Raw genomic sequence first — 12,021 nt, 5'->3', positions numbered from 1 at the left:
AGGCGTCCGCCGTCGTGGCCCTTCTGGAGCACCACCAAAGAAGGGCACGACGGCGGGCGGCGGCCCTGTTGATTCAGGAACGGTTCTGATGCTCCGCTATGGCGCGGGGGCAGGGAGATGAAGCCCTTGCCCCCGCACCTAATAACTCTTACCGATAAGCCGCGACTACCCCTGAACGTCCTCCGGGAGTGAGACCATGGGGCAAGATCGCGCACTGCTCCGGCCGGGCCACTTGGCCGGGACACCTGGATAAAGGACGTGTTGCCATGCTGGATCTGATGCCTTCACTGGGCAGTTGGCGGCCTGCGATCTCTGGCCAGCGATGCGCTGTGGCCACGATCGTGGGAACCGGTGGCTCCGTGCCGCGCCCCGCCGGGACCTCGATGATGATCTCCGAACATGGCGAAATACTGGGCAGTTTGTCCGGCGGCTGCGTGGAAGGCGCCGTCGTGGAGGCCGCCCTGGAAGCACTGCGCGACGGCGGACCCCGCCTTGAGTCGTTCGGTTACAGCGACGCGGATGCGTTCGCCGTCGGGCTCACCTGTGGAGGGGAACTCGAAGTCCACATCCAGCCTTTGACACGTGGGCTGCCGGAATTTTCCGGTGTTGTGGACGCCGAGCAGCCGGCGGCCATCATTCGCCGCCTTGATACCGGCGGGGGAGTAGTCATGGTGAACGATCCTGTCCGGTTCCGGGCCATGGAGTCGCCCGAATTGGCCCATCTCGTCGGAGACCATCCCGCCACAGTTTTCGCAGCTGCTGCCCAGATAGAGCCGCTGCTCCAAGGAGGCCGCGCGGGCTTGGTGCGGCTGGCACCACCTGCAGGCTGCATCGACGGCTGGGTCACAACCGAGAGGTTGGCAGCCCCACCCAGGGAGGAAGCGGAACCGCAGCCCATTACGTTGTTCGTCGAAACCCGCTTACCGTCGGCGCGCATGGTGATTTTCGGCGCGAATGACTTCGGAGCAGCCTTGCTCCCCGCCGGGAAACTGCTCGGCTATGACGTCACCGTGTGTGATGCCCGCCCGGCTTTTGCAGGGCAAAGCCGCTTCAGCGGGGCTGATTCGGTGGTGTCCGACTGGCCACACCGCTACCTCCAAGCAGAAACGGCAGCCGGGCGCATCGATTCCCGCACCGTGATCTGCGTCCTGACCCATGACCCGAAATTCGACATCCCCTTGCTCGAAACCGCGCTTCACCTCAACGTGGCCTATGTGGGCGCGATGGGATCCCGGCGCAGCCACCGACAGCGGGTCGACGCCCTGCTTGACGCCGGCACGCCTGCCGAGGCCCTGGAACAGCTGCATTCGCCCATAGGCCTGGACCTCGGCGCGGTCACCCCGGCGGAGGTAGCCGTCTCCATCACGGCTGAAATCATCGCCGAGCGCGGGGCCGGAACCCGGCGGCCAACCCTGGAAGCCCCTGGGTTCCCGTCCCTCAAGGACAGCACAGGGCCCATCCACGCTGCGCCTCCAGCCCCAACTACCCCCACCCAGGAGGACTCATGGACATGAACACCATCGAGGCCGTGGTCCCCACCACCGATCCGGCCCAGTGGCGCGACGGCGACGCCTGGCTTGCCGGTGGCACGGTCCTTTTCTCCTACGGCAGCACCGTCCTTAAACGCCTCCTCGATCTGGGCCAAGCTGATTGGCCGGCTGTCACGGTGACCGATGAGGGAATCGAACTCGCTGCCACCTGCACCGTCGCCGAGCTCTACGCCGTGCCCGTTTCGCCAGCGGCCGCAACCCTGGAATGGCCCGGATTGGCCTTGATCCGCCCGTGCTGTGACTCGTTCGTGGCCTCCTTCAAGATCTGGAACATGTCCACGGTGGGCGGCAACATCTGCACCGGGTTGCCTGCCGGACCCATGACGTCATTGTGCGCAGGACTCGACGGCGTTGCCACCATCCTCAGCCCGGATGGCGGCAGTCGCACAGTCCCGGTGGCCGACGTCGTGATCGGGGACATGCAGACAATACTTGCCCCGGGGGAGTTGCTCCGCAGCGTCCACTTGCCAGCCACGGCCCTGTCCGCCAGGGTTGCGTTCCGGCGTTTATCACTCAGCAACCTCGGCCGTTCCGGGGTCCTGCTCATCGGCCGCCTCGACGCGGACAACACCTTGGTGATCACAGTGACCGCTTCCACCAAAAGGCCAGTACAGCTGAGGTTCCCCGCCGGGCAGGTTCCCGACGCCGGGACGCTGGCTGACGCCGTCGGCGAATCCATCCCTTGGCCGCTGTACCACGATGACATCCACGGGCTCCCGGCCTGGCGCCGCGACATGACGTTCAAACTCGCCGAGGAGATCCGCGCCGAATTGCTGGGCGAGTCGATGACCGTATCCGGCGATTTCTGGCCTCCGCATGCCACCTCGCCGCAGCCATCCACCCAACCCCAAGCTTCAGGCACCCAGAAGGAGGCCCACCATGGCAATTGAGATCAACGGCGCGCCCTCGCAGGCCACACCCCGCCCCGGTCAATGCCTCCGCACCTTCCTCCGCGAAGAGGGCAACTTCGGCGTCAAAAAGGGCTGTGACGGGGGCGATTGCGGTGCCTGCACCGTCCACGTCGATGGCAAACCCGTGCACAGTTGCATCTACCCCGCCGTCCGGGCCAAGGGCAAGGCGGTTACCACCATCGAGGGATTGTCCCAAGGCGGGGAACTCCACCCCGTGCAGGAACAGTTTCTCGAAAGCCAAGGCTTCCAATGCGGTTTCTGTACCGCCGGGATGATGATGACCGCGGCCACGTTCGACGACGAACAACGCGCCAACCTGCCCCGCAACCTCAAGGGCAACCTTTGCCGCTGCACCGGTTACCGCTCCATCGCCGACGCCGTCTGCGGTCACGGTGACGATCACCAGCACGACGCCGGAGCTGACGTTTCCGGGGCACAGTCGCCAACCGCTGTGGAGGCTACGCCTGGCCAACTCGGGGACGACGTCCCGGCCCCCGCAGGCCAGGCAATAGTCACAGGCACGGCCCGCTACACCTTGGACATCCCCGCCGAGCAGCTTCCGGGGTTGCTGCACATGAAGCTAGCCCGGTCGCCGTACCCGCACGCCCGGATCGTCTCCATTGACAAGGCCCCGGCTTTGGCAGTCCCCGGCGTCGTTGCAGTGTTCACGCATGAGGACGCACCGCAGCTGTTGTTCTCCACGGCCCAGCACGAGAACTTCACCGACGATCCCGATGACACCCGTGTCCTGGATAACGTGGTGCGCTTCATCGGACAGCGGGTTGCCGCCGTCGTCGCCGAATCCGTTGCTGCCGCCGAGGCCGGAACCCGCGCGCTGGCTGTGCAGTACGAACTCCTGGAGCCGGTGTTCACCCCCCAGGAGGCCATCCTTCCCGGCGCCCCGGCGATCCATGGTGATAAAGACGGAGTTTTCTCGCGCATCTCGAGGCCGCTGAACAACGTGGTGGCCGAGGTCCACGCGGAGCTGGGTAGCGTCGCTGAAGGCTTTGAAGCCGCCGACTTCATCCATGAACACACCTACAGCACCCAGCGTGTCCAGCATGTGGCAATGGAGACCCATGCTTCCATCGCCTTGATTGATGAGGATGGCCGGTTAATGGTCCGCTCGTCCACGCAGGTGCCGTTCTTGGTGAAGCGGACCTTGAGCCGGGTTTTCAACCTCGCGCCGGAAAGCATTCGGGTGGTCGCAGGCAGGGTTGGTGGCGGGTTCGGCGGCAAGCAGGAAGTCCTCACGGAGGATGTGGTGGCCCTCGCGGCCTTGGCCCTGAAGCGTCCCGTGCAACTTGAGTTCACCAGGACCGAACAGTTCACGGCCACCACCACACGCCACCCGTTCACCATCCACCTCAAGGCCGGCGCGAGCCGGGACGGGCAGCTGACGGCCCTCCAGCTCGACGTCCTCACCAACACCGGGGCTTACGGTAACCATGCTCCCGGCGTGATGTTCCACGGCTGCGGCGAATCATTGGCCGTCTACAAGTGTGTGAACAAAAAAGTGGATGCCCACGCCGTCTATACCAACACGGTTCCCGCTGGCGCCTTCCGGGGCTACGGACTGAGCCAGATGATCTTCGCGATCGAGTCGGCCATTGACGAACTGGCCATCGGAATCGGCATGGACCCCTTGGAATTCCGGCTCAAGAACATGGTCAGGCCCGGTGACCACATGCTCTCCACGACGCCCGAGCCCGAGGAAGATGTCCACTACGGCAGTTACGGGCTGGACCAATGCGTGGCGTTGGTCCGCGACGCTTTGGACCGCGGCAAGGAACGGTACCGCGCTGCCGGGTTGGAGGACCTCGGGCCCGAATGGGTGATCGGCGAAGGCTCTGCGCTCTCCATGATCGACACCGTTCCGCCGCGGGGCCACTTCGCCCACACCCGGGTGAGCCTGGAAGCGGACGGACGGTTCGCCGTCGACGTCGGAACTGCGGAATTCGGGAACGGCACCACCACTGTCCATGCGCAACTGGCTGCCACGGCGCTCGCAACATCGGCAGACCGCGTGACCGTGCGCCAGTCCGATACCGATCTGGTGGAGCACGATACCGGTGCCTTCGGCTCGGCAGGGACCGTGGTGGCCGGGAAGGCGACGCTGGGGGCGGCGCTCGAGCTGGCCACACGCATCCAGACGGTGGCGGCGTCCCTCACCGGCGTCTCGTTAGCGGATTGCCGGTTGGTGGACGGCGCCGTTGACTGCGGAGGGCGAACGGTGCCGCTGAAGGAAATCCACGACGCCGCCCACCTTCAAGGCGTCCGGCTCGCCACCGACGGCAACTGGGGAGGAACGCCCCGGTCTGTCGCGTTCAACGTCCATGGCTTCCGCGTGGCTGTTAATACCGGCACGGGTGAGCTGCGGATCCTGCAGAGTGTCCAAGCGGCCGACGCCGGCGTCGTGGTGAATCCGCGGCAGTGCCGCGGGCAGATCGAGGGCGGTATTGCGCAGGCGCTCGGCGCCGTGCTCTACGAGGAAGTGAAAGTGGACGACGCCGGCAGGGTCACCACGGACATTCTGCGGCAGTATCACATTCCTTCGTTCGCGGACGTGCCCCGGAGTGAGGTGTATTTCGCCAAGACCAATGACTCCACCGGGCCCCTCGGCGCCAAGTCCATGAGCGAGAGTCCGTTCAACCCGGTGGCACCAGCGCTGGCCAACGCCATCCGAAACGCAACGGGCATCCGCTTTGCTGAGCTGCCCATTGCCCGGGACAAGATCTACCTGGCGCTCCGTGACCGCACCCTCATACGCAACTAGTTGGGTACGGCCCGCAAATCTACCCGTCCAGCAGGTACAGCTGATCCTTGGTATCCAAGTCCGCGCCTGAGCAGACGTCGCTGCAATCCACCAGGTCCACCAAACCCGGATGGGCCTTGAGGAAGGATCGCGCCCCCGTGTCACCCGCCGCTGCTTCCGCAGCTTGCTCGCGGAGTCCGACGTCGAAAATCACCGGGTGCCGACGCTTCAGGTGGCCTGACTCGTCCGGATACGCAGCGGCTGTGACCCGCCCTGGCCGGTGACTGCCCAGCAGCCTGCTCACTGCCGCAGCGGTCAGTCCGGGCTGGTCCACTAAGGCCACCATGATGTTGTTACCCCGTGTTGCGGCGTCGATGCCTGATCGGAAGGACCCGGCCATCCCTTTGGCCCAGTCTTGATTCTCAACCACCAGGTACCCGGAGAGGTCGGTGGAACTGCGGACGGCAGCAGCTTCGGCACCGAGGACCACCACTACCTCCGAGCATCCGCCCTCGGAAAGGATGCCGGCAATTACCTCCACAAGAGTGCGGGAATGGAAGGGAAGCAGCGCTTTGGGACCGAGTCCCAGTCGGGTTCCAGCACCTGCTGCAAGCAGCACTCCCGTGGTGGCATTGGCGCTTCTTTGGGTCATCCCTTCACCATACGCGGGACACGTCGAATGGTCCTTGGATTCCCGTGGCGGGCAAAAGATCTACCAATATCGGTTTCGTATTACCGATCAGTAGGGCTACACGTTGCTTGGAATGGCCGTTATGGTCGATGGGAGAGTCAAGAAGAGAGCTCGGGTACGCAACGACGCGTAGAGAACCAACGCATAGGAACAGGGGACGATGGCGGGCAGTTTCGAGATACTCCAAGCAGGACCAAGTGCATTCCGTTTCCGGCTGACGGCCGAGGACGGCACTGTTGTGGCAGAGTCGCCGCAGTTTCCAACCCTGAAGGCAGTCGTGGCAGGGATCAACGCTGTCAGGGAAAATGCCGCCACGGGGTTCGTGGTGGATCGCCGCTCACTCGCGGCCAAGTAAAACAGGATTCGTAAATAAACAACAGCGGCAGTGCTCGGAAGCACTGCCGCTGCTGTTATGCCTGGCTGGGAGTACGGGTTAGCCGTCCGCACCGGCGGGCGTCGTGGTGGGGGTGTAGCCCTCGAGCTTGAGCGCCGCCTGAGCGTACTTCTGCGTGAAGGTGTCGGGGATGTTGACCTTGGAGGTGTCGACGCCGATGGTCTTCTCTTCGGCGAAGATCGTCTTGGGTCCACCTGCGGGCATCAAGCCGTCCGGCAGGAACTGGCCCTTGTCCTTGTCCAGCGCGGACACGTACTGGTCCTTGCTGATGGTGCTGTTCTGCACGAATGACTGCGGCAGTTTGTCGGCGATATCCTTTGCGGAGTGCGTGCTGATCCAGTGCATGGTGTCAACGAGGGCGTTGACCACCTTCTGCGCTGCGTCTTCGTGCGACTTGACCCAGTCTGATTGGGCCAACAGGCCAGCGGACGGAAGGCTACCGCCCAGTGCTGCCTGGGCGCCCTCAGAAGTGGCGAGATCGATGGAAGGAACAGCGAGGTTCTTGCTTTCCAAAGCCCCCACTGTGGGCTGGGTGGTCATCACGCAATCGGCAGAACCACGCTGGATTGCCGCAATCGCTGTGGAACCGGATCCGACGGCGATGGTGTGGTAGTCGCTCTTGGAGAGGCCGCCCTTGGCAGCGATGAACTGGGTGAGCTCATCGGTTCCGGAGCCGAGGTCCGTGACGCCTACCGTCTTGCCCTTGAGGTCGGCTCCGGTTTTGACGTTGGCCTTCGGGTTGCACATGATGCGTTCGCCGGGAGCTCCGGAGAGTTGCACCAAGTTGATGACGTTCTTGCCCTTGGACTGGAAGTCGACCGTGTGGACGTACCAGGCTCCGGCCATGTCCACCTGTCCGGAGGCCATCGCGTCTTCAGCGCCGACGCCACCCTGGGACTCGGTGGACAGTTCCATCTTGACGCCGTACTTCTGGTAGTAGCCGAGGCTTTCCGCCAGTTGGTAGGGCAGGTAGATCTGCTTGTCGATTCCACCCACCATCATCTTGACGGTCGGCATCGAGCTGGTGTCCGCTGAGGCGCCACCGCTTGCGGAGCTTCCATTGCTGGCGGGGGTGCTGCTGCTGCCGCATCCTGTGAGGCTGAGCGCAACGGCTCCAGCGGCAGCGGCGACAAACATAGTGCGCTTCATCATTGTTTTACGCATCCTTTTTGGATCCCCGGAGGGATATGGGTGTTCTAGTGGGGTACTGCGGGTGAAAACTGGGTGACTGCCGGTACTTAGATGGCTTGGGCTTCGGAACGGTTTGGCGGCCGCCACTTCAGGAGCTTGTGCTCCAACGCGCCGATGAGGTACTCGGCGGCGAGGGTGACCACTGCGATGATCACCATGCAAGCGAAGACGGTGTTGGGATCGAAAGTTCCTTGTGCCTGGCTGATGATCAAGCCGATGCCTTGCTGGGCGCCGAGCACTTCGGCCACGAGGGCACCGATGATCGCGAAGCCGAACGCTGTGTGGAGGCTGGCGATGATCCACGTCATCGCGGACGGAATGGTTACGTGCATCGCCACTTGGATCGGCGAGGCGCCGAGCACCCGCACGTTAGCCACCAGGTTCTGGTCCACTTCACGGACGCCTTGGAATGCGTTGAAGAACACCACGAAGAAGACGAGCACTGCCGCGAGCAGGATCTTCGGGAAGACGCCCAGGCCGAAGGCAACGATGAAGATCGAGCCCAGCACGATACGGGGAATCGAGTTGACGATCCGGATGTAGGGGCCCACGACGGCGGACAGGTACTTGTTGGAACCGAGAAGAATGCCGAGCACGACGCCCACGAGCGTTCCGAGGATGAATCCAAGGAAGGCTTCTTGGGCCGTGATCCAGAGGTTCTCCCAAATGGTGCCGAAAGCCGTGCCTTCGGTGAACAGCTTCACGAGGCTGCTCCAGATTTCGGATGGCTGGCCGAAGAAGAACTTATCCACCCAGCCCTCGGTGGTGAACCACTGCCAACCGCCGATGACGATGACGGCCAGCGCCACTCGGCCGATCCAGATCGACATCGTACGACGCCGGGCCTTACTGCGGCCGGCCGCTTTTGCTGCTGCTTCTGGTTCCATGGGTTTCTCGATCTTGCGGGATCCGCTGTGTGTGAGGGTTGTCATGCTGCACCTGCCGTTCGTGCGTAAGCACGGGTCACTTCGTCTTTCAGGGATTCCCAGATGTGGCCCTGGAGTTCGAGGAAGCGCTCCTCGTGGCGGATTTCCTGCACATTCCCGCGGGGCCTGGGAAGGTCGATGTCGAAGACGTCCTTCACCGATCCCGGGCTGGTGGTCATGATGACCACCTTGTCCGAAAGCGCCACAGCCTCGTCCAGGTCGTGGGTGATGAAAAGGACCGATGGCCGCAGTTCTTCCCAGAGCTTGAGCAGTTCGTTCTGCATGATCGCTTTGGTCTGGACATCGAGTGCCCCAAAGGGCTCATCCATGAGGAGGATGCGCGGGTTGTTGATCAGGGCAGCAGCCATGGCCACACGCTTGCGCATGCCGCCGGAAAGCTGATGCGGGTAGCGATCTTCGAATCCGGCCAGGCCAACCCGCCGGAGCCAGTCGCGGGCAAGGTCGGTGGCTTCGCGTTTGGGCATGCCCAGAAGGATCGGCCCCATCATGACGTTGCTGAGGACGCTCTTCCAGGGGAACAACGCGTCCGCTTGGAACATGTAGCTCACCCCGTTGGTGATGCCCTCCACCAGGGAGCCGCCGACACTCACAGAGCCTGCGCTGGGCCGCTCCAAGCCGGAGACTTGAGCCAGCGTGGTGGACTTACCGCAGCCGGTGGGCCCGACGATCGAGCAAAACTGGCCGGCCTCGACGTTCACGGTGACGTCCTGGATGGCGGTAAACGTTTCGCCCTTCGGTGTGAGATAGCGCTTGGTCAATCCCGCTATCTCGATCCGGGCCCCCTCTTCGGTTTTATCGGCCGCTCGTGGCGCCCGGTGGGGGTGGTTACTATTCATTGCCAAGACCTCTCTGTCTCAGGTACTTCGGAAGAAGTTAGTGATGTGGATCACTGAAACTATGTAAAGCTTAGGAAGTGATCATTCATGCAAGAAGAGTTCGGTAACATGTGCGCTTTAGCCGCAAAAGTGCACGTTTTGTGCGTTTTCTGCAGTACCGCTAATACGTCGCCAAGGCACGGATTCCGATGACCCGTACGCCCCTTGCAAAGCGGAGCCGTTTCTCCACCCTGACCACGCAGATTCTCCTGGCCTCGCTGTCCTTGCTGTTCCTCACCGTTGTCTTGGGCGGCGTCTTGTTCACGATGATCAGCAACCAGACATTGGACCAGCAGTACCAGCTCCGTGCCTTGGGCATTGCCACCACCACTGCCCAAATGCCGGAGATCAGGTCTGCGCTGGCAGCCGGTGATCCGCAGAAGGTGATCGCGGGTTTGGCGCAGCAGATCACCTCCGCAGCCCAGCCGGACTACGTGGTGGTCAGCGACCGGAACGGTGTGCGCTTCTCCCACCCGGATCCCACCTTGATTGGACGCAGGCTCGAGGAACCCGTGGCTGTTTTGGACGGCCAAACGCATGTTGGTTTCGACCCCGGCAGCCTGGGCACTTCCGCAAATGCCAAGGCCCCCATATTCGGCAGCGACGGATCGGTAATAGGCCAAGTCTCCGTCGGGATCGAAGAGACACATGTCCTGGACAACCAGGTCCGGAACATCTGGCTGATCACCGGATTCTCGGCGCTGGTCCTTGCCCTGGGTTTCATTGCTTCCCTGCTTCTGTCCCGCCGGATCAAACGCGTCACGTTCGACCTTGAGCCGGCCGAGATCGCCTCACTGTTGCAAGAGCGCGAGGCGCTGCTGCATGGAATCCGGGAGGCCGTCGTCGGGCTTGACGACGACGGCAAGGTGACGGTCATCAACGGGGAGGCAAGGCGTTTGCTGCACGTGGAGGGCGAAGCGCTGGGCAAGCCTGTTGCGGAGCTGATCCCGGACGGCCGGCTTCGCGATCTGTTGACCGGCAAGCTCTCCGGCGCCGATCAAGTGGCGCTCACGGAAGATTCCCTGCTGGTGGTCAATCGAATGCCTGTGGCGACGGCGGGACGGAGCATCGGTTCGGTGGTGACCCTGCGCGACCGAACGGAGATTGAGGGCCTGGTCCGGGACCTCCACTCGATCCAAGGACTCATGGAAGCAATGCGCGCCCTCGAGCACGAGTACGCCAACAGGCTGCACATCGTTGACGGGCTGCTGGAGATGGGCGACGTGGACCAGGCCAAGGCGTTCGTTTCCCAGGTGTCCAGCATGTCCCGTTCGCTTGGCGAGGGCCTTCGCTCCCGGATCGCGCCGCCCGAATTGGCGGCTTTGCTGCTGGCCAAGGTCGCAGTCGCCGCCGAACAGGACGTCCAAATGACGGTGACGCCCGGCTCCCGGCTTGAACATCCCGAGGTTGACCAGGCCGAGCTGCTGACCATCGTGGGAAACCTCCTCGACAACGCAGTGGACGCGCTCGCCAACACGCCCCGGCCACGCACGGTATCGGTACACTTTGACGACGCCGACGGCGTGTTCATTGCCGTGCGGGACAACGGCCCGGGAGTCCCAGCGGATAGGGTCGAGCAGGTGCTCGTGGATGGTTACTCCACCAAGGAGCCGCGGCCAGGCATGCGGCGCGGCATTGGCTTGGCTTTGGTGAGCAGGATCGTGCACCGGGCGGGGGGAACCTTGGACGTTTTCCCCGGACCCGGTGGACATTTTGAGGTGTGGCTGCCGGCCAACCCCAACGTAGCGGAGAAGGACAGGAGCACAGGCGTTGATTAAGACGTTGGTTGTTGACGACGATTTCCGGGTCGCCGGAATCCACGCGTCCCGTGTGGACAGGGTGGATGGCTTCGAATGCGTTGGTCAGGCGTACACAGCGGCATCGGCGCGCGAGGCGATCTCGCGGCTGGCCCCGGACCTGTTGTTGCTGGACATCCATCTCCCGGACGAGGACGGCCTGTCGCTCCTGCGCTCGCTGCAGGCCTCCGGGAACCCGGTGGACTGCATCATCATCACCGCTGCACAGGACTTGGCGACCGTGAAGTCGGCCATGACCAGCGGCGCCGTCTACTACTTGGTCAAGCCTTTCGGCTTCGAACGGCTCAAGACCCAGTTGGAGTCCTACCGGAAGTGGCGCCAGGAGCTCGAATCTGCGTCCACAGGCAACCAGGCCACCATCGACAGCCTCTACAACGCCCGCTCGGCCGGGGTTAAGCCCGCGGCGCCGGTACCGCGCTTGCAACCCACCATGCAAAAAGTGTTCGACGCCGTTCGGACAGCAGGCGGCCCCATCAGCGCAGCGGAGATCGCTGACCAGCTCGGTGTCAGCCGTCCAACAGCCCAGCGCTATCTCAGCTCCCTTGAACGGAAGGGCCTTCTTGTCCTGGACCTCACGTATGGGACCACGGGCAGGCCGCTCAACTCCTATACGGTGCCGTAACGACGCGACGCCGTAACGACGCGACGCCGTAACGACGCGACAAAGGCCGGCAAGGGCTGGTTTCCCAACCTTTGCCGGCCTTGCGTTGCGCGTGTTTCTTAGGCGTCTCCGCCTGATCCGCCGGTGGTGCCGGCGGTGACGTCCAACAACTTGTAGCGGTCAATGGCGTACGACGGCGCGCCCTCCTCGACCTCGCCCCTCGCCGCCAACATCTGGAGTGTTTTGGTGACGATGGAGTGGGTGTCGTTTTTGAAGTAGCGGCGTGCGG

General features: G+C 63.4%; 10 protein-coding genes. 6 read left to right on the top strand and 4 right to left on the bottom strand.

What is annotated here, in order from left to right:
- Positions 1–266: 266 nt before the first annotated feature.
- Genes QRN42_RS03205 through QRN42_RS03195 form a run of 3 tightly spaced genes read left to right on the top strand, consistent with a single transcriptional unit; the run spans position 267 to position 5,237 of the window.
- Entirely contained in the window at positions 267–1,514 is a 1,248-nt protein-coding gene (locus QRN42_RS03205) for an XdhC family protein (RefSeq protein WP_284978057.1), read from the top strand.
- Complete coding sequence (locus QRN42_RS03200) at positions 1,505–2,440, top strand: FAD binding domain-containing protein (protein WP_284978056.1); 936 nt, start codon at positions 1,505–1,507, stop codon at positions 2,438–2,440. Before QRN42_RS03205 ends, QRN42_RS03200 begins: the two co-directional genes overlap by 10 nt.
- A complete protein-coding gene (locus QRN42_RS03195) occupies positions 2,430–5,237 on the top strand; it encodes a molybdopterin-dependent oxidoreductase (protein ID WP_284978055.1) in 2,808 nt (935 codons plus the stop codon). Before QRN42_RS03200 ends, QRN42_RS03195 begins: the two co-directional genes overlap by 11 nt.
- Before the next feature lie 19 nt (positions 5,238–5,256).
- Here the strand turns inward: QRN42_RS03195 and nboR are convergent, their stop codons facing one another.
- Positions 5,257–5,868: a nicotine blue oxidoreductase gene (nboR, locus tag QRN42_RS03190; protein WP_284978054.1), complete on the bottom strand. Its 612-nt coding sequence runs from the start codon at positions 5,866–5,868 to the stop codon at positions 5,257–5,259.
- Positions 5,869–6,067: 199 nt separating this feature from the next.
- Between nboR and QRN42_RS03185 the strand changes: the two genes are divergently transcribed.
- Entirely contained in the window at positions 6,068–6,262 is a 195-nt protein-coding gene (locus tag QRN42_RS03185; protein WP_284978053.1) for a YegP family protein, read from the top strand.
- Between the two features lie 78 nt (positions 6,263–6,340).
- Here QRN42_RS03185 and QRN42_RS03180 read toward each other — a convergent pair whose 3' ends face one another.
- The 3 genes from QRN42_RS03180 to QRN42_RS03170 all read right to left on the bottom strand — a co-directional run bounded on the left by QRN42_RS03180 (position 6,341) and on the right by QRN42_RS03170 (position 9,275).
- The gene (locus QRN42_RS03180) at positions 6,341–7,453 is read right to left on the bottom strand and encodes an ABC transporter substrate-binding protein (protein ID WP_284978052.1); all 1,113 of its coding nucleotides are present in this window, start codon (positions 7,451–7,453) and stop codon (positions 6,341–6,343) included.
- An 86-nt stretch (positions 7,454–7,539) separates the two neighbouring features.
- Entirely contained in the window at positions 7,540–8,424 is an 885-nt protein-coding gene (locus QRN42_RS03175; RefSeq protein ID WP_284978051.1) for an ABC transporter permease, read from the bottom strand.
- A complete protein-coding gene (locus tag QRN42_RS03170; RefSeq protein WP_284978050.1) occupies positions 8,421–9,275 on the bottom strand; it encodes an ABC transporter ATP-binding protein in 855 nt (284 codons plus the stop codon). Before QRN42_RS03170 ends, QRN42_RS03175 begins: the two co-directional genes overlap by 4 nt.
- Before the next feature lie 188 nt (positions 9,276–9,463).
- On the opposite strand from QRN42_RS03170, the gene QRN42_RS03165 reads away from it, so the two are divergent.
- Positions 9,464–11,092: an ATP-binding protein gene (locus QRN42_RS03165; RefSeq protein WP_284978049.1), complete on the top strand. Its 1,629-nt coding sequence runs from the start codon at positions 9,464–9,466 to the stop codon at positions 11,090–11,092.
- Entirely contained in the window at positions 11,085–11,753 is a 669-nt protein-coding gene (locus QRN42_RS03160; protein ID WP_284978048.1) for a response regulator, read from the top strand. The genes QRN42_RS03165 and QRN42_RS03160 overlap by 8 nt, the downstream gene beginning before the upstream one ends.
- Positions 11,754–12,021: the final 268 nt, after the last annotated feature.

This window comes from Arthrobacter sp. fls2-241-R2A-200 (assembly GCF_030209745.1).
In the GTDB taxonomy this organism is placed as follows: domain Bacteria; phylum Actinomycetota; class Actinomycetes; order Actinomycetales; family Micrococcaceae; genus Arthrobacter.
The sequence above is the reverse complement of the archived record's forward strand: the minus strand, read 5'-3'. Positions and strand labels throughout refer to the sequence as shown.